Here is a 17528-nt window from a genome sequence, read left to right on the forward strand (position 1 = left end):
ACCGCTCTTAAAAATTATGGGTTAGTGTTAATTTTGCGTTTATTGGCAGTTCAGGGAATGCCAATGTTGCGCCAAAGTAACCCCCTTCAAATACTGGGCGCCAGTTTTTTTGATTAGTGACATTGTTTACATCTAATCGCAACTTAGTCCTAGGCGTAAATGCGTAGCTAGTATTAACGTTTAGCGTGTATTGATCACGAATTTTAACTGTTGCTAAAAAGTCTAATGGGTAACTCTTTGTATATAGACCTGAAAAACCCATTTGCCATTTCGAATTAATTGAATAATTTCCGTTAAAACTGAACGATTGCTCAGGAATGCCCTGAACTTGGCGGTTTGAAGGTGCAAACGCGGTAAAACTTGGTGCGCCAACGCCGGTACCTGCAATAATATCTGGGCGTGAATTGTCAAACGCATCGATTACTTGAGCAGAATCTTGACTGCTTGCAGAATTGTCGTAACGAGCGTCTATGTAGCTGTAACCCGCACTTAGCCAATATGGGTAGGCATCGTAAAATACTTGGCTTTCAAAACCTGTAGTACGAATACCTGTATTGCTGCCGTCGCGATTACGTAAACTACGGCGCTGGCTAAATACCGCGCCATCAGCGTACCAGTCTCTGTCGGTTGGGGCGTACTTTAAGCCAAACTCAACTAAGGTGTTTTCGGTTGCAAAATTTTGTGCGCTAATTGTGTTATCGCCGCCAAGTGATGTACCGCCAGCCATACTGTTTGATGTTGCTTCGTTATAACTTGCTGCACCATAAGTGGTGTAATCACTATTTAATTTGTAATTAAAGCTAACTTGGCCAGAATGCAGTATTTCGTTAATGCTGTCGCTTGCGGCAACTTGACCTTGTGGTGCAATAGGGTCGTTTGCTTCTACATCGTAAAAGTCAACGCGGTAACCCGCACTGGTATGAAGTTTATCGCCCCAATCTGAATCTTGCTGAATAGCAAGCCCTGTTTGCCATGAGCGTGAATCGGTGGTGTCTGATAGGTTAAAGTCGCCGCTGCCATCGTTATCTAAATCGTATTGACCACCAGGCGATACAAATACACCTGGGCTTAGCTCTACTAAACGTGCTTTTTGTGCATCGGTTAAGGGAATGCGGCGGTTTGAAAGTGGGCCAGTTAAATCAATAGGTAAATCGGCCTCGGTAGTAAATTGGCTGTAGCCAAGTACTTTGTTATAGCGTACGTCAAAAGCAAAAATTGTTTGCTGGTCACTGTTCCAGCGGTAAGTAAGCTCAGTACGGTTTTGCGCTGTATCAGCGCCGTCTATAATTTCTACAAAGCTGTTTTGGGCTATTTCTTCACGCTGTAAATGCTGAAAATACGTAATGTTTTTAAGTGAGGCATTAGCACTTAGCTCGCGCTTATAAATGCTGTGAATTAAATAAGTTGTAGCTTCGTTTTGGTTATCAGGGTCGGTAAGTACGGTGCTGCGATCTATTTTTACTTGCCCAGTAGGCGATACAATTGAACCCGCTGCTGGTACGGTACTACCATTGGCTTGCACGCCTTGGCCGGTAATATAAAGGCCATCATCAATTAAGGCTTGGGTAGGGCGGTTAATACCAGCGTTGTCGGTAAATTCAACTTGGTATAGCTCAAAGTTAATATCCCAACTGCTTTTATCATCGGGCAATATGCGTAGTGCTGCAAATAAACTGTCGCTTTTTGTACCTGAGTAATCGTAGTAGCTGCCTTCATCGAGGTGCTCGTAACTTACTCTAAGCCCCACTTTATCTTTTATAATGGGGGCAGTGTAATCTACTTGCGCACTGTATTGATCCCATCGCCCCGCTGAGAGTTTAACTTTACCTTTACTTTCATCTGTAGAGGCAGTCTTTGAGTGTAAATTTACAAAACCACCGTTACGTTGGCTTGAGCCAAATAAAACCGGCGGTGCGCCTTTTACTACATCTATTTGTTCTACAGAATTGAACGATAACGGCACGCCAAAGCCATTATTACCTGCTTGGCGGCGTGTACCATCTTGAAAAAGCTCACCCAGTTGGCCACGAATAGTAGGTAAGCTGGGTGCACCAAAGCCACTTGCAGAGTATGTGTTTGGGCTTACGGCTAGTACGTCTTGTAGGGTAGTAATATTTAGTTGCTCTATTAACTCGCTTGAAATAGGCGTTACTGAGCGTGCTATGTCTTGCAGTGCAAGGTTGTCGCCGAAGGGGCCGTTAATAGTGGCATCTTTTACAGAAAGCCCTTGAGATTTAATCGTTTGGCCTGCTACTTCAATACGTTCAATTGAGTCGGTATTAGCTGCAGATTGTGCCGCATGAGCATAAAAATTAGGTGTGAGTGAAGCGGCTATAAAAAGTGCCAAATATGAATGTTTCAAAAGGGTTCTCATTTTGGTTAGTGTGAATGTGGCAATAAAGACCTGCAGCATTGTGAATAACTTTCAGTAAATATTAATTCTTTTTGTTTTTTAGAATGAAACGTTAAAAGCTTAGCACATTGCTCAAAAGCGTTATTCAGTTTTAGGCACTATGTTTTTGTTTTACAAATACTGTAGTTAGTTATTGCCATAATAGGTCGTAATTTATAAATAGCGGTTTTATACGCAAACAAACCAAAAGCAGGGCACCGAATTTATTAAAAAATTATACATTAAGATGAAATAAAATATGTGTTGAGCGGTCTTGCTAGTTTCAACATTAAATTATTTAGTTTTAAGGAAATTTTATGACTGGTACAACAGGTACTGACTTTCAAAATCGTTTGCAGTGGTCGCTTTTTTCGCTACGCCTAGGCGTATTTATTGTAATGATTATGTGGACGTTTGATAAGTTTGTTAACCCTGGGCATAGCGCTCGAATTTTTGAGCATTTTTATGGTATTAGCGGCTCTACAGATGTGGTTGCTTATGTACTGGGGGCGTTACAGCTTATTTTAGTGTTGGCTTTTTTAGTGGGTATTAAAAAGCGCCTTACTTATGGCGTTATATTTGTAATGCACGGCCTATCAACGCTTTCATCTTATAATCAGTATATTGATGGCTTTAATAACTTATTGTTTTTTACAGCGTGGCCAATGTGGGCAGCGTGTTTTGCACTGTATGTGTTACGCGAGCAAGACGTTAAATTTACCATTAAGTAGCGCTGCAAAAAAAAGGTTATAAGCCATACGGCTTATAACCAATAAGTACACAAGGGAGTGTATGGAAGTCGGTTTAATTAATAACTAATGCATGGCATCGTTATACTGTTTAGCTAGGCTTTCTTTTTGTCCTTCGGTTAGGGCTTTACCCGCTAATTGAAATACTTCATGTTCTTCTTCACTTAAATGATGATGCACTAAATGGTGCAACTTTTTAGCTGCAACTAACCAAGCAGATGAGCTCATTTCGGTGTCTTCAAGTTGTTCTATTAATTCGTCAATTTCATGGTGTTCAGCAACGCTGTGGCGTGCTTTTTCGTGCGTTAAATCGTCAAACATAAGTGGGTTATAAAAATAACGCTCTTCAAATTTTGCGTGATCTTCTAATTCGGTTTTTAGCTCGTCCATTAGCTTGTGGCGCTGCTGCGTATCGCCGTGCGTTTGAATAAGGGCATCTACTAACTCGCGTTGTTTATCGTGGTCGTGACGTAGCGCTTCAAAAATATTCATAACTCTTTCCTTGCTGTAATTACTTTATAAACTTTTAAAAAGCAAGCGCAGTGCCAGATTTTAATATGTTGATATAATTGACTTTAATGTACTTTTGGTTGGTTTGGATGGCGTTGCTCTGTAACTTTTACACATAAACAGCTGCAATTTTTTCAGATTAAAAGAGGTGATTGCTTTTGACGCTACATAAGCTTACATATTTTTACTGGTTGGGTATTTTATTGAGGTGGTAAAGTAGCGCATTATTTGGGTACAAGCTGTACATACTTGCCTTACCTATATTTTTATAAAACTTTAGATATTAGGATAGTTTAAGGATGAACTTAAAAAGCCCCACTACAGCATTATTACTGTGCGCGTTATTAAGTGCATGTAGTACAGCCGAGCATTCCGAAGGACGTGTATGCATACAAGAGGCAGAAATGACTGAGCTAAATGGCGCTAAAACAAGCTCAGAGGTTTTCAATGAATGTGTAAGCACTCAAATAAAAAGGATGCTAAAGGCGACACTTTTTTTGATGAAGTTGGTGTGTTTTTTATTGATCTACTTGTTTTAATAGCCGCCTAAGTAAGCAAACTTACAGCTATAATTTTAAGCACAAGGATGCGTACAATAGGATTGAATATGAAAGCGTTTTTAATTGTATTTTCATTGTGTATATTTTTAACTGGCTGTGCGGCAAAGCCTTATGCGGGCTCTGCAAAATGTATGGAGCAAGCTGATATAGCTTATGAAACCAATATACATAAAAATGAGCCGCTAAATAATGAATGCAAAGCTACAAAAGTAAATACGCCTAATAAAGAGTTTGAGAATCATAGTATTGTTGATAGAAGTCTTTTACAGCTAATTGTTAGTTTTTTAAACGGTATATTTAGATAATTAAAATACAATTAAATAAGGTATGTATGCAGGAAGAACTAAAAGCAAAAATTATAGCTGTATGCGATAAAAAAATAGCAGCCAAAGGCGAAAACGTAGGCCTTTCTTTTTACGCTTTTTTTGCAAATAAAAACGACAATCCAGAGCTGCTGATGCAAGCCGCTACGTGGTGGATACACACCCATAAGTTAGATCACTTTGAAAAAGCGATAAAAATAAAACAAATGATTATTGAAGGTGACTAATAACGTATATTTACGCGATTGCTATTTGGTTTCTGCCATTTTCTTTTGCTTTATAAAGTTGTTGGTCTGCACGTTTAATTAGCTCGCTGAGTGAGTCGCTTTTAGCATCACTTATTGCCACGCCAGCACTAAAGGTAACGTGTGTTTTACTTGGCAATGCCTCAATATGACTGCAGTACTGCGCTAACTTATTTTCAAGATTTTCAAAAAAGTTGTTTATTTTATCGCGATTTTGCGTTTTTAAAACAAATAGCCACTCTTCGCCGCCATAGCGCCCAAACTTATCGTTAGTACTTAGTGTGTCTTTTGCTGCTTGAGCAAATTTTATAAGTACTAAATCTCCTATATCGTGGCCAAATTTGTCGTTAATAGCTTTAAAGTAATCTAAATCAACGATGACTATTGCTAGGCTCTGCTGGGATAAACACTCATTTGCTTTTTGCAAAATGCCACGCCGATTTAAGCTGTTAGTTAGGTAGTCGGTTAATGCTATAGCATGGTATTTTTTACGTTGGCGCATTTGGCGGTAAAATAAAAATAGCGACACGATGACTAAAATAAAGGCAATTGAGGCACTTAAGCGCCAAATTATTTTTTGCTGGTGTTCTTCTGTTGCCTGCAGTTTGTTTATGTCTTTTTCGTATTCTAGCTGTAAAATTTTGTCTTCTTTTTCTTTTACTTCAAATTTTACTTGCAAGGTTTTTATATTGGTTTCGCTGGTGGCTTCGTAGTGTTTTATTGTATAAGCCAGCTCATCTTCAATTGCTTTAAATGCATCTTCGGTGAAGTTAAGCTGGCGCTTTAATTTATAGCGTTTGCTTAAAAAATCAGCCTTATAAATGCTGCGGCTAAATTTATCTAGGTTTAAAAATACTTCGTCGTTTACTTGGTTGGCTTTATTTAATAAATTTTGTTTTGTGTAGATGTCTGATAATAAAATCATTGATGCTAAATGCATGTCGTTAATGCCGGCAGAGCTTGCAAGTGCAATGTTTTTGTTTGTAAGCATTAAAGCCGTATCGTAATTACCCTGCAGGTATTGAATATTTGCAATAGAATATTGAGCGAAGGCTAAACCTTTTTTCATATTAACTTTGCTAAAATAAGCCAGCGCTTTATTTAAGTATACAAGCGCGTTTTTAGGCTGACCGACCTCAAGTAATACGTTTCCTAAACTCCAATAAGCTTTAGCGGTAAATAGGCCGTCGCTTGTTTGCTCGTAGGCATCTACCGCTTTTTGGGCGTAATAAATGGCTTTTTCTTTATCATCTTTGTAGAGGTAGTTGTAAGCGTCGGCAATTTTTCTAAAAAAGTAGCCCTGCGAGGCTATGTCTTCTTCTTTTATGGCAAGCTCTAAACCTGTTAACGCCGCACTTAGCGTTTTTTTAAGTTCGTCGGTTTCGGTGTAGTAATAGGCTATAGCCCGAAAAACAATGATTTGTTCGTTAGGAGAAAGCTGTTTTACCTGCGTTTGCAGTTGATTAGCAAGCGATTGCGCATTACTTAACTCTTTGTTAATTGCGAAAAGCTTAAGCTGAGCCTCTAAAAATAGTAAGTGACTGTTTTTATATGTTACAAGCTCAGTACTCTTTAAATACATTAGCAAATGGGTACCTAGCGCGGTGTATTGTTCTTGTCGAAAAAGTAGCTCTGAATATAAGGCAGCCGCTTCAAGGTGCAACTGTTTATGCTTTGTATGTTTAGTGACATTATAAGCGTGGGTTAGTTGTTTTTGGTGTAAAAGGTAATCTAGCTTGTTGGCTTTAATATCACTAAGCAGGCTTTGGATTGATTTTATATCAGATGAAGTTAGTGAAGAGCTATTGGCAAATGTAGCACTACTTGGTAGTAAAAATAACAGGAGCACAAAAAAGCGAAACCACACTATATTGATTTTTATTATTATATTGTTCGTCATTTATTTTTTTACTGAATCAACACCCAAAACGATATAACTAACTATAGCATTGCTTGTGAATAACAAGTTAATGCTTTATTGGGAATACACCACCACATCCCTTTAAAAACTCCACTTTCTAGTAAATAAGTATGAAAAGCATTATTAAAATAATGATGACACCCATTTAAAACATAACTATGACACCCATCAAAACACAAATAATAAAAAATGAAATAATCATGACACCCATTTAAAACATAACTTTGACACCCATCAAAATAGTTGTATAAAACACAAGCTAGGACTACGCTTTAGCTCAAATAATAAACAGGGTTGTGTTATGGCTATTGCTCGAAAGCGCCAAATAAGTTTGGCAGATACAAAATATTATCACTGTATTTCACGTTGTGTTCGCCGGGCATATTTGTGTGGTGAAGACCCTTTTACAGGACAAAATTACGCGCATAGAAGAGGGTGGGTAGAGGATAAGCTTATCAGCCTTGCAAAGGTATTTTGTATAGATGTTTGTGCATACGCAGTTATGAGTAATCATACACATATTGTGTTGTATGTAGATGATAAAAAAGCTAATAGGTTAAACGACAAAGCAATAGCAATTCGTTGGCACAAGCTTTTTAAAGGCACCGCTATCACGCATAAATTTATACGCGGTGAGAAGTTATCGGCTACCGAACATTGGTTTTTAAACGAGAGCCTAGAGCTGTATCGAGAACGCTTAAGTAGTATTAGCTGGTTTATGCGAGCATTGAACGAAAATATTGCGAGGCGAGCTAACAAAGAAGATGGCTGCACAGGGCGATTTTGGGAAGGACGATTTAAATCTCAAGCGTTTCTAGATGAAGCTGCTTTGTTGGCGTGCATGGCATATGTAGATTTAAATCCAATACGCGCCAAAGCGGCTGAAACACCTGAGGATTCGCACTTTACGAGCGTAAAACAACGCATAAAATCAATTGCACTTAAAAGCAACCAGGCGTTAAAAGTTAAGCAGCCAAAACAGTTATTACGCTTTGCAGGAAAGTCTAAAAAATACATGCCAAAAGGTTTACCATTCGAATTAAAAACGTATTTAGAGTTAGTTGAATTAACAGGTCGATGTATTCGCGCTGATAAAATAGGCTTTATTGCGCATTCAACACCTGAATTATTGATACGTTTGAGTATAGCGCCAAAGAACTGGTTAAAACTTACAACCGAATTTGGCAATGTTTTTCATGGAGCAGTGGGGCGTGTAAGTTCATTAGATAGTTATTGTAAACATCAAGCTATTAAGCGAAGGCCTAGCTATTCAAATAGTAAAAAATTATTAGCCTAATAAAATCCATTAAATAAATAGTATGTCACTTAGCTTTGCTGAGCTTTTATTGTGCCTGAAGTTTCTTATTGGCCATAAGATTATTATAAAAAGCTTAAGTATATAAACTTAAACATCTCCATTACCACTCAACATCTCAAATCAACATATAAATCCAACCAAATATTTCTTACTACATTGTTAATTTATAAATAATTAGATTGGGTGTCATAGTTATGGCTTTATTATGACTAAGAAAGGTTAAAGGAATGCCATATCTATAAATATCCTCATATATTTTGGACTCTAGGGCTTTCCTAGCCTGTTAATTAATAATGGGTGTCAAAGTTATTATTTTGTATAAATCTGTATTGGTTGACATGTAGAATGAATGCTCTACTATGTTGGGTAGAGCATTCATTCTACATGGGTTAAACACTTTGCTAAAACAAGATATAGCTGCTGCACTTGAGGTGGCCTTTAGTCAACATGGTTTTGCTGAGCCTAGTGTGGCTAAGCTGCAAAAACTCAGTGGCGTTAGTTTGCGCACCCTTTATAAATATTACCCGTCAAAGCAGGCAATGATCATTGCTGCGCTTGAGTACCGCCATAATCGCTATATTAATTTTTTACTTAAAGATGCACCTGCTCCGGGAGTTGAGGCGGTTTTGCACATGTTTGATCAACTAAAAGCGTGGATGGTGCAATTTGCGCCTAATGGCTGTTTATCTATTAATGCGTTGTCGGCGTTTCCTGAAGATGAAGCTATTAGCCTTGCGGTGCAAACACATAAAAATGACGTAAAAAAACTGCTAGGTGAGCAAGGTTTAAATTCATCGTTGGCTAGTAGCTTGTTTTTGCTGCATGAAGGAGTGTCGAGTGCGTGGCCAGTTATGGGCGATGAGGCGGTTACATCTGCAAAAAACAGTATTCTAAAATTAATATAATGGAGCAACCAATGGCAAATTTACCTAGCACAATGCACGCTGTACAGCTTACCGAACATGGCGATTTTGATGTATTAAAGTATGCAACTAACTTACCGTTGCCAGCGCTTGCACAAACAGATGTACTTATAAAAGTCATGGCGGCAGGTGTTAATAACACAGATCTTAATACCCGCACGGCGTGGTACGCTAAAAAACAAAGCAGTAAAGACGATGCAAGTTGGTCTGGTGATGCATTTGTTTTTCCTCGTATTCAAGGGGCAGATGTATGCGGCGTAATTGTGGCTGTTGGTAAAAACGTAGATCAAAGCCGTATTGGTGAGCGCGTTATTGTTGAGCCATGTTTAATTAAAGCTAATGGCGAAACGCTTAAATCGCCATGGTATTTTGGCTCTGAGTGTGATGGTGGCTTTGCACAGTTTACCCGCGTTGACTCTATTCACACTTATAAAATTAATAGTAACTATAGTGATGAAGAGCTGGCCTCTTTTCCGTGCTCATATTCTACGGCCGAAAACATGCTATTTCGCTCAAACCCACAGCAAGGGCAAACCGTTTTAATTACGGGGGCTTCTGGTGGTGTTGGCTCAGCGGCGGTGCAATTAGCTAAAGCACGTGGTGCTTTTGTTATTGCCATTACGAGTAAAAGTAAGGCGCAGCAGCTTAAAGAGTTAGGTGCCGATAAAGTTATATTTCGTGAAGATGATTTAATTCAAGCCTTAGGTAAAAACAGTGTGGATGTAGTCATTGACCTTGTTGCCGGCGAGCAATGGCCTGCACTGCTGGAGGTATTAAAACCAAAAGGGCGTTATGCGGTGTCGGGCGCTATTGGCGGGGCATTAGTAGAGCTTGATATACGTACTTTGTATTTAAAAGATTTAACTTTTTTTGGCTGTACAGTTATAGAGCCTGAGGTATTTAAAAGCTTAGTTAACTTTATTGAACAAGAAAAAATAAAGCCTATTGTGGCGCAAACATTCCCACTGAGCGAAATTGTTACAGCGCAAAAGGTGTTTGCACAAAAACAACACGTAGGAAAAATTGTACTCACCATCCCCCATAGCGAATAGTACGTTAAACAACAAAGCCCGTTACAAAGTAAGCGGGCTTTTTAATGGTAACAAGCTTATAAGCTTTTTTTAGGCGGTAAAGCTACGTTTGCAAATATTAGCCCTGCTACAAGCGACATAAATATTAAAAACGTTTGCTGGCCTATATGCTCGGCATAAACAAAGTCTTGGCCTTCAATAAGCGAGTTTAAGCCAATATACGTTTTACTGCCGGGCACCAGAACAATTAAGCCTTGCATGGCAACAATGGAAGCTGGCGCATTTGCAACGCGGTTAAATAAGTTACTAAACACTCCAACCGAAAGCGCACCAACAAACGTGCCTAACGTGTAGTCAAGGTACATAGCCGAACCAATACTCGTGCCATAGGCTATAAAACCTGATGCGATAGACCATCCAGCATGTTTAAGTTTGGTTCTAAATATCACTATTAAGCTGCTACAAAGTAAAAATATAGCCAGCCACGCAGTCCAGCGCGGTAGTGGCTCGGGCTGTACAAAATCGGTTTGGCCAAATATGGCAAAGCCAATGCCTATGCCAATAAAGGCGCCAAAGTACAGTTTAAATAACAGCATAAACGAGTCCATAACCCGCGCCGTACCCGACACCAAATGCCTAGCTGCAAGCTCTGCTAAACCAAGCGCTAGCGCTAAACCGGGTATAAATACAATAATGGCTGAAAGCACCACTAACCGTATATTTATATCGGGCGAAATATACACACTTATTGCACAAGCCAGCACTGCCGATACTATAGCAACCAGGGGCTCTAGCATGTGAGCAACCCGTTTTGAGCGCCCCGACCACAGTACAAACACATACACCACTAAAGTAAGTAACGCAGACCAAATAACGTCTGTCCAGCTGGTACCCATTAGCATGGCAAATGCACCCCCCGATGTTGCAAAAGCAATACCGGTAACAAATTTATTGTACGGGTTTGGCATGTCGTAAATGGCATCAAGCTGAGCATCAACTTCTTGTAAGGTGAGCTTGTCGTCGAGCATTTGATTAACTAAGTCGTCGGTGTCGGCAAGTGAGCCTAAGTCGTGATCGCCTGGGTCTACGCGTGCCACGTGGGTGTATTCGTCTTCGTGGCCATCAGTCCAAATTACAAACGTTACCGAAGTTGGCGACATAACAAAAGACGATTTAAGTCCTAAGTAAGTGGCCACTTCCATTAAGTGTGCTTCTAGGCGGTACGCAGGGGTACCGTACTTATGAAGCATTTTACCTAATTTAACGATAAATTTGCGTTTTTCAGTAAAGGTTGCAGTTTTCAAATCTTGTATGGACCAGTGTGTAAATAAATTAGCTAAAAGTATAGGCTAAAACGCCCATTTGTAATGGGCGCGATTTTAAACACAAATCTGTAGGAGTCTAGTCATTTTTAATCTAATTTTTTATTTTTTTCAGCAATCCATTGCGCCATATATTGCGTACTGCGCATAGTATGGTGTTTTAACATTTGTCCGGTGAAGTTTTTTTCCCTATGCGCTTTTAAATCGTTGCTTATAGAGTCAATTTTATTAATTAACGCCGCGCTTAATTTTACTTTGTCGTACAAGGTATTAAGTAGCGTATTGCCAGCTTGTTGCGCATGTTCAAAATCGGCTTGATTGGTGTAAAGCTCAACGGCTGCATTTGCAAAATCCTCAGTATTATTAGTCACTTTACCAGGCCATGGTAGTTCGTTGTGCATGCCCTCACTGCCTATATTGGTAGTTACACTGGGGGTTTGCATTATCATTGCTTCTAGCAGCTTGCCTTTTATACCTGCGCCAAAACGAAGTGGGGCTAAACATACGCGTGCGCTTTGCATTACCTCATAGGCGTTATCGGCCCAGCCCTTTATTAAAAAACCGGTTTTAGGGTTATTAAGTGCTGTTGCTTTTGGTGGCGGGTAAGAGCCATAAATATGCAGTTCTGCTTTTGGTAATTGCTTGCGAACAAGTGGCCATATTTTTTGTAAGTACAGTACGGCATCCCAGTTGGGGGCGTGTCTAAAGTTACCTATGGTCATAAAGTGCTCACGTTGTTCAAACGATTTAGTTTGCGCAGGTAAAGCAGTTAAATCGACCATAAAAGGGAGATGATGTAATAAACTGGCTTCTACGTTAAATACACTACTAAGTAATTGCATTTCAAAGCTTGAAATAATTAAGCTTAGGTCGCAGCGCAATATTGCGGCTATTTCGCGTTTTGCTATGTCTGAATGTAAATCGCTGGTGGTAAATTCTCGCTCGCCTTTGTGCGCTTCGTGGCGCGCATTACGTAGGCATTGTAAATCTTCGGTATCGAGTATTTTAATGGCATTAGGGCAATGTTTATCTACACGCCAGCCAAATTGCTCTTCCATCATAAAGCGGTCAAACATCACTATGTCTGGGTTGTACGCTTTAACGTACTCATCAAAACTTTCGCAGTTTAAGGCAATGCTTTGACTGGTTATACCAAAGTGATCTAGGTTTACCATGTGCTCGGTGCGTTGTGCTGGGGTGGCAAATTCTACTTGCCAATTTTGCGCTTTAAACGCGTTTAATAACGACATCATGTGCGTACCCGCAGCAGACGAATTTGGCTCTGGCCATACGTAACCAATTACCAGCACTTTTTTCATTACGGTGTTTCTCTAATTTGTAGGTTTACATTTACCAGCGTTTTTACTGGCGCAGTGTTTGTTTGAAGTTGTTCTTGCAGCACTAAAATACTGCGCTTAGCAAGCTCTTGCGTGTTTATATTGGCGCAAGTAAAGCGAGGTTGCATTTCGGTAATATCAGGAATATGTAAGCAGCTTACTATATTGCTTTTTAAATGCGGGGCAGCGGCTAAAACGCCATGCGCAATTATATTATTAGCGCATACAACCGCGTCAATACTCGGATTATTAAGTAATGTGCTACTAAATATTTGCTTAGCATGTAATGGGGTGTTTTTTGTGCACGTAATAGCTGGCTCAGGGGTTATATTGTGTTTTTTACACGCGCTATTAAAGCCACTTAATAAACCTTGTGCAGATAAGCTTTCATCACCCATAAAGAGTATGTTTTTAGGCGAATTATTTATTAGCTGCAATGTTACTACATGGCTTGCTTTAGTGTAGTCGGGTAAAACACACGGGGCTGAGCTGTAAGGTACTTCGTGCATTAGGCTAATAACATGGTAGGCAGTAGCAAGGTTGTCGAGCCACTGCGCACAGGTACTAGCCACAGGGCAAATTATAAATGCAGCCACTTTGTATTCTTTTAAATTATTTATTAGCTGCGTTTGGCGCTCTACGCTGTTGTTACTACTAACAATAATGGCCTGAAAAAAAGCCTCGCTTAAAGCCTGCTCTATATTTTTAGCAAGCAATGCCATAAGCGGGTTTGTTAAATCGTCAATCACTACAACCACTAAATTAGAGCGCCCTGAGCGCATAGCCGCTGCATCGCGATTATACACATAACCTAGCTCATCTATGGCTTGTAACACTTTTTGTTTGCTTTTATCGGCTACTTTATTACTGTGCGTAAGCACCAGCGATACGGTCGATTTAGACACCCCCGCACGGTGAGCAACATCAAAAATAGTGACCGATTTAGCTTTGTTAGGCATGGTATTTTAAGCGCGCAGTAGTGAGTAAATAGCTGCGTAGTGTAGCGTATATAATGCGTTTAAGTCATCTTTTAGCCCTGTAATTTAAAGCTTAATACTTTATGAACAGAGCAAAACATGTTTATATACCTTTTATAATCTTAAAAATAACAAAAGGATAAAAACATGAACGCATTTAGGCTGTTAGTTGCCTTTATTTGTTGTGTTGTAATAATGCCAAACAGCTATGCTGAGCAAGGTTATCAAACACCTTCGCCTGAGCTAGCCGCTGTGGTAGATGCCAAATTAGCACCCACTAGTTTTTTATCTAGCGATGGCCAATGGCTTGCTTTATTTGAGCGTAAGCGCGTAGAGACGCTTGACGAGCTTGCTAAAGATGAGCTTAAACTTGCGGGTATAAAGCTTAACCCTGCTAACTTTTCGCGTTCGCGTGTTAGCGCTAAATACAGCGCGCTTGAGCTTAAGCATGTGCAAAGCGGCACCGTTATTAATATTAATAATTTACCAAACGGTATTATTCGCTCGCCTAAATGGTCATCTAACAGTAAATATTTAGCATTTGTTGTAGAGCAACAAAGCCAAGCAAATTTATGGCTTTATAGTGTAGAGACAAAGCAGGCAAAAATGCTCTCAAATGCAGCGCTTAACTCAGTTATTACCGCTACGCCTTACCAATGGCTACCCGATAGCAGCGCACTGGTTGCAAATTTAGCGGTTAATATAGGTAAACCCGCGTTAAAAAACAGCAGTCAAAATGTAGTGCCTGTTATACAGCAAAGCACAGGCGAAAAAGCCCCCGCGCGTACATATCAAAACTTATTAACCAGCCCGTTTGACGAAGCACAGTTTAAATTTTACGGCCAAGGGCAATTAGCTTACGTAACGCTCGATGGCAATACACAAGCCATTGGCAGCCCTGCATTATTTAAATCGTTTTCGGTATCGCCAGATTCAACCAATATATTAGTTGCTGCGATAAACGAGCCGTTTTCGTATCAAGTACCGTACAGCCGTTTTGCCAGCACTTGGCAAATATGGGGAATGCGTGGTTACGCATTAGCCGAACTTGTAAAACAACCGCTTGCCGATAACATTCCACAAGGCTATGACAGTGTTCGTACCGGCCGCCGCGATTTTGAATGGCGCGCGGATCAAGGCGCAGAAGTTATTTGGGCCGAAGCGCAAGATGGCGGCGACATGAAAACCGATGTTAAGCACCATGATTATATTTACAGCCTACGCGCGCCGTTTAAACGCGAGCCTAAACTGTTTGCTAAAGTAGAGCGCCGCTATGCTGGTATAGTTTGGGGTAATCAAAATATTGCCATGCTTAGCGACTGGCGCTTTAGCGACCGCCAAGTGCGCACGTATGTTATTCAGCCACGCAATGCAGATAAAAACCGTGTGCTTTTTTCTGAGCGAAGCTATAACGATGCGTATAAAAACCCAGGTAGCTTTATATACGAGCGTAACGATTTAGGCGCCAACGTTATTAAAATTGTTGGCGGGCGTTATATGTATCTGCGCGGTAACGGCGCGTCTGAGCAAGGTAATATTCCGTTTTTAGACCAGTACGATGTAAAAACGAATAGCAGCAAGCGTTTATGGCAATCACAAGCGCCATACTACGAGCGTGTTCGTGCATTGCTTGACGACGAAGGCGAGCGCTTTATAACTGTGCGAGAGTCTAAAACCGAGCAACCTAACTTTTTTATCCGTGATTTAGATAACGATACTCTTACACAGCTTACTAATTTTGCTCATCCGTACCCAGCATTTAAAGGGGTTACAAAAGAGCAGTTACGTTATAAACGCGATGACGGTGTAGAACTTTCAGGCACGCTTTATTTACCACCAGGTTACGACGTAACCCAAGGCCCGTTACCCGTACTTATGTGGGCGTACCCACTTGAATATAAAGATAAAGCCGTAGCATCACAAGTGCGCGAATCGCCATACGAATTTACTTACATTGGCTATTGGGGCCCTATGCCTTACCTTGCTAAAGGTATTGCGGTATTTGACGACCCTAAAATGCCTATTGTAGGTATTGATGGCAGCGAGCCAAACGATAACTTTAGAAAGCAGCTAGTTTCAAGTGCGAAAGCTGCGGTTGATGTGCTGGTTAAAAAAGGCATTGCCGATAAAAACAACATTGCTATAGCAGGGCACTCGTACGGTGCATTTATGGTGGCAAACCTATTAGCGCATAGCGATTTATTTAAAACCGGTATTGCTCGCAGTGGTGCTTACAACCGTACCTTAACGCCGTTTGGTTTTCAGGGTGAAGAGCGTGATTTTTGGCAAGCACAAAGTGTGTACGCTAACATGTCGCCGTTTTTCCATGCTGAAAAAATTAACGAGCCAATGCTAATGATCCACGGTCAAGAAGATCCTAATTCGGGCACTTTCCCAATGCAAAGTGAGCGCATGTACGCCGCCCTAAAAGGCTTAGGAAAAGATGCTCGCTTAGTAATGCTCCCTTATGAGGCTCATGGTTACCGCGCTCGTAAAAGCTTATTACATGTACTGTGGGAGCAAGAGCAGTGGCTAGATAAATACTTATTAAGTGATACCGCAAAGCCAGTAGAGGTCATTACTCAGCCAGTGGCAAGTACTGAACAATAGTAGATAATAGGTAACCAATAGCGCGGCTACTTTAGCCGCGTTTTTTGCTTTTAATATAGAGAGAAAAAATGATTGATGTTGCAGCGCTTGCCGTTTTTATTCCTACCTTCTTTTTTGTATCTATCACACCGGGTATGTGTATGACCCTCGCCATGACATTAGGTATGAGCATAGGTGTAAGGCGCACATTATGGATGATGATAGGTGAGCTGTTAGGGGTCGCAAGTGTTGCTATTGCTGCGGTATTAGGTGTTGCAAGCGTAATGCTAAATTACCCTAATGCGTTCGATATTTTAAAATGGGTAGGCGGTGCATACTTAATTTATATAGGTATAAATATGTGGCGCGCAAAAGGTAAAATGTCGATTGATACACAAAAACCGCATGATGTAAGTCGTCAGTCGCTATTTACGCAAGGTTTTGTTACTGCCATTGCTAACCCAAAGGGCTGGGCGTTTATGATCTCTTTACTACCGCCATTTATTAGCGTTGAACACGCACTCGCCCCGCAACTGTTAGTGCTTGTTTTAGTTATTATGATAAGCGAATTTATTTGCATGTTAGCGTACGCCACAGGCGGTAAAAGCCTACGTTTATTTTTAAGCCGTGGCGATAATATAAAATGGATGAACCGAATTGCAGGCAGCCTTATGGTGCTAGTAGGCATATGGCTGGCGTTAGGGTAATCAAATAACAGTTGATTTTGTCATCTATTTTAAGAGAGATACCTGTTTAATGAATACGCCTACTTTAGTAAATTCTGCGCTCGTAGAGCCTAAAAAAACACCGATCACTTATAAAATAATGGTGATGGTAAGTATTATTGTTTTTGTAGGCGGCAGCTTAACAGGCATTATGACTTACACAAATGTAGGTATAACTGAGCATTTTTATATGGATTGGTTTACCTCGTTTTTAAGTGCGGTGTTGGTTATGGCTCCTGTGGGGTTAGCAATGACAGCCCTTATGAATACCTTGGTGGCTAAGTTATTACCAAAAGCAAGTGAGCTAAAACGTAATTTAGTGATTAGTGTTTTTATGGCGCTTACCATGGAGTCGCTAATGGCGTTTGTAACCGCTAGTAACAATATAGGTTTTGCCAATATGCGCTTATTTTATACCGCGTGGGTAGAGGGGTTATTAGCCGCGCTACCCATTGGTTTAACATTAATGCTTGTTATGTCGGTTACTGTAAAACCTAAATTAGAGCGATTTTTAAAAAGCTAAATTGCGCTTTTTAAAAATGTTGCCGTGCGGCTATGCTCAGATTGAGCCACATCTTCTGGTTTACCTTGAGCAACAATTAAGCC

At 40.3% G+C, this 17528-nt stretch carries 15 protein-coding genes; 9 read left to right on the top strand and 6 right to left on the bottom strand.

Annotated elements, in window-relative coordinates:
• Positions 1-7: 7 nt before the first annotated feature.
• Positions 8-2362 carry a TonB-dependent receptor gene (locus B2R65_RS16025; RefSeq protein WP_055255132.1) on the bottom strand — a complete coding sequence of 785 codons (2355 nt, stop codon included), beginning with the start codon at positions 2360-2362 and terminating at the stop codon, positions 8-10.
• Positions 2363-2709: 347 nt separating this feature from the next.
• Between B2R65_RS16025 and B2R65_RS16030 the strand changes: the two genes are divergently transcribed.
• On the top strand, positions 2710-3123 hold the full coding sequence (locus tag B2R65_RS16030) for a hypothetical protein (RefSeq protein WP_064387061.1): 414 nt from the start codon (positions 2710-2712) through the stop codon (positions 3121-3123).
• A gap of 84 nt (positions 3124-3207) precedes the next feature.
• Here the strand turns inward: B2R65_RS16030 and B2R65_RS16035 are convergent, their stop codons facing one another.
• Entirely contained in the window at positions 3208-3633 is a 426-nt protein-coding gene (locus tag B2R65_RS16035) for a hemerythrin domain-containing protein (protein ID WP_004589589.1), read from the bottom strand.
• A 625-nt stretch (positions 3634-4258) separates the two neighbouring features.
• Here B2R65_RS16035 and B2R65_RS16040 point away from each other — a divergent pair.
• Both B2R65_RS16040 and B2R65_RS16045 read left to right on the top strand, forming a co-directional pair.
• Positions 4259-4516, top strand: a complete 258-nt coding sequence (locus B2R65_RS16040) for a putative periplasmic lipoprotein (RefSeq protein ID WP_273605342.1) — start codon at positions 4259-4261, stop codon at positions 4514-4516.
• Between the two features lie 26 nt (positions 4517-4542).
• A complete protein-coding gene (locus tag B2R65_RS16045) occupies positions 4543-4761 on the top strand; it encodes a DUF6500 family protein (RefSeq protein WP_004589592.1) in 219 nt (72 codons plus the stop codon).
• A gap of 10 nt (positions 4762-4771) precedes the next feature.
• On the opposite strand, the gene B2R65_RS16050 is transcribed toward B2R65_RS16045, so the two are convergent.
• Positions 4772-6679 (bottom strand): tetratricopeptide repeat-containing diguanylate cyclase, encoded by a 1908-nt coding sequence (locus tag B2R65_RS16050; RefSeq protein WP_286744321.1) that lies wholly within the window; start codon positions 6677-6679, stop codon positions 4772-4774.
• Positions 6680-7001: 322 nt separating this feature from the next.
• Here B2R65_RS16050 and B2R65_RS16055 point away from each other — a divergent pair, with 322 nt between their 5' ends.
• From B2R65_RS16055 to B2R65_RS16065, 3 genes are all read left to right on the top strand, one after another.
• On the top strand, positions 7002-7997 hold the full coding sequence (locus B2R65_RS16055) for a transposase (protein ID WP_286744323.1): 996 nt from the start codon (positions 7002-7004) through the stop codon (positions 7995-7997).
• Between the two features lie 419 nt (positions 7998-8416).
• Positions 8417-8923 carry a TetR/AcrR family transcriptional regulator gene (locus tag B2R65_RS16060; RefSeq protein WP_039972541.1) on the top strand — a complete coding sequence of 169 codons (507 nt, stop codon included), beginning with the start codon at positions 8417-8419 and terminating at the stop codon, positions 8921-8923.
• Between the two features lie 11 nt (positions 8924-8934).
• The gene (locus B2R65_RS16065) at positions 8935-9993 is read left to right on the top strand and encodes an alcohol dehydrogenase family protein (protein WP_286744326.1); all 1059 of its coding nucleotides are present in this window, start codon (positions 8935-8937) and stop codon (positions 9991-9993) included.
• Between the two features lie 56 nt (positions 9994-10049).
• Here B2R65_RS16065 and B2R65_RS16070 read toward each other — a convergent pair whose 3' ends face one another.
• From B2R65_RS16070 to B2R65_RS16080, 3 genes are all read right to left on the bottom strand, one after another.
• Positions 10050-11276, bottom strand: a complete 1227-nt coding sequence (locus B2R65_RS16070; RefSeq protein ID WP_029773039.1) for a threonine/serine exporter family protein — start codon at positions 11274-11276, stop codon at positions 10050-10052.
• A gap of 107 nt (positions 11277-11383) precedes the next feature.
• Positions 11384-12613, bottom strand: coding sequence for a glycosyltransferase (locus B2R65_RS16075; RefSeq protein ID WP_286744329.1), 1230 nt, complete (start codon positions 12611-12613; stop codon positions 11384-11386).
• A complete protein-coding gene (locus B2R65_RS16080) occupies positions 12613-13590 on the bottom strand; it encodes a LacI family DNA-binding transcriptional regulator (RefSeq protein ID WP_286744332.1) in 978 nt (325 codons plus the stop codon). The genes B2R65_RS16075 and B2R65_RS16080 overlap by 1 nt, the downstream gene beginning before the upstream one ends.
• A gap of 165 nt (positions 13591-13755) precedes the next feature.
• Between B2R65_RS16080 and B2R65_RS16085 the strand changes: the two genes are divergently transcribed.
• The 3 genes from B2R65_RS16085 to B2R65_RS16095 all read left to right on the top strand — a co-directional run bounded on the left by B2R65_RS16085 (position 13756) and on the right by B2R65_RS16095 (position 17445).
• Positions 13756-16218 (top strand): S9 family peptidase, encoded by a 2463-nt coding sequence (locus B2R65_RS16085; RefSeq protein WP_286744335.1) that lies wholly within the window; start codon positions 13756-13758, stop codon positions 16216-16218.
• Between the two features lie 68 nt (positions 16219-16286).
• The gene (locus tag B2R65_RS16090) at positions 16287-16904 is read left to right on the top strand and encodes a LysE family translocator (RefSeq protein ID WP_064387054.1); all 618 of its coding nucleotides are present in this window, start codon (positions 16287-16289) and stop codon (positions 16902-16904) included.
• Positions 16905-16953: 49 nt separating this feature from the next.
• The gene (locus tag B2R65_RS16095) at positions 16954-17445 is read left to right on the top strand and encodes a DUF2798 domain-containing protein (protein WP_273605348.1); all 492 of its coding nucleotides are present in this window, start codon (positions 16954-16956) and stop codon (positions 17443-17445) included.
• Positions 17446-17528 lie beyond the last annotated feature (83 nt).

It is taken from the genome of Pseudoalteromonas sp. UBA2102, from assembly GCF_002331165.1.
Taxonomy (GTDB): Bacteria; Pseudomonadota; Gammaproteobacteria; order Enterobacterales; family Alteromonadaceae; genus Pseudoalteromonas; species Pseudoalteromonas atlantica.

Coding starts and splice junctions, on each gene's coding strand:
- B2R65_RS16030 (WP_064387061.1), top strand. CDS start 2,710: ATGACTGGTACAACAGGTACTGACTTTCAAAATCGTTTGCAGTGGTCG.
- B2R65_RS16035 (WP_004589589.1), bottom strand. CDS start 3,633: ATGAATATTTTTGAAGCGCTACGTCACGACCACGATAAACAACGCGAG.
- B2R65_RS16040 (WP_273605342.1), top strand. CDS start 4,259: ATGAAAGCGTTTTTAATTGTATTTTCATTGTGTATATTTTTAACTGGC.
- B2R65_RS16045 (WP_004589592.1), top strand. CDS start 4,543: ATGCAGGAAGAACTAAAAGCAAAAATTATAGCTGTATGCGATAAAAAA.
- B2R65_RS16050 (WP_286744321.1), bottom strand. CDS start 6,679: ATGACGAACAATATAATAATAAAAATCAATATAGTGTGGTTTCGCTTT.
- B2R65_RS16055 (WP_286744323.1), top strand. CDS start 7,002: ATGGCTATTGCTCGAAAGCGCCAAATAAGTTTGGCAGATACAAAATAT.
- B2R65_RS16065 (WP_286744326.1), top strand. CDS start 8,935: ATGGCAAATTTACCTAGCACAATGCACGCTGTACAGCTTACCGAACAT.
- B2R65_RS16075 (WP_286744329.1), bottom strand. CDS start 12,613: ATGAAAAAAGTGCTGGTAATTGGTTACGTATGGCCAGAGCCAAATTCG.
- B2R65_RS16080 (WP_286744332.1), bottom strand. CDS start 13,590: ATGCCTAACAAAGCTAAATCGGTCACTATTTTTGATGTTGCTCACCGT.
- B2R65_RS16085 (WP_286744335.1), top strand. CDS start 13,756: ATGAACGCATTTAGGCTGTTAGTTGCCTTTATTTGTTGTGTTGTAATA.
- B2R65_RS16090 (WP_064387054.1), top strand. CDS start 16,287: ATGATTGATGTTGCAGCGCTTGCCGTTTTTATTCCTACCTTCTTTTTT.
- B2R65_RS16095 (WP_273605348.1), top strand. CDS start 16,954: ATGAATACGCCTACTTTAGTAAATTCTGCGCTCGTAGAGCCTAAAAAA.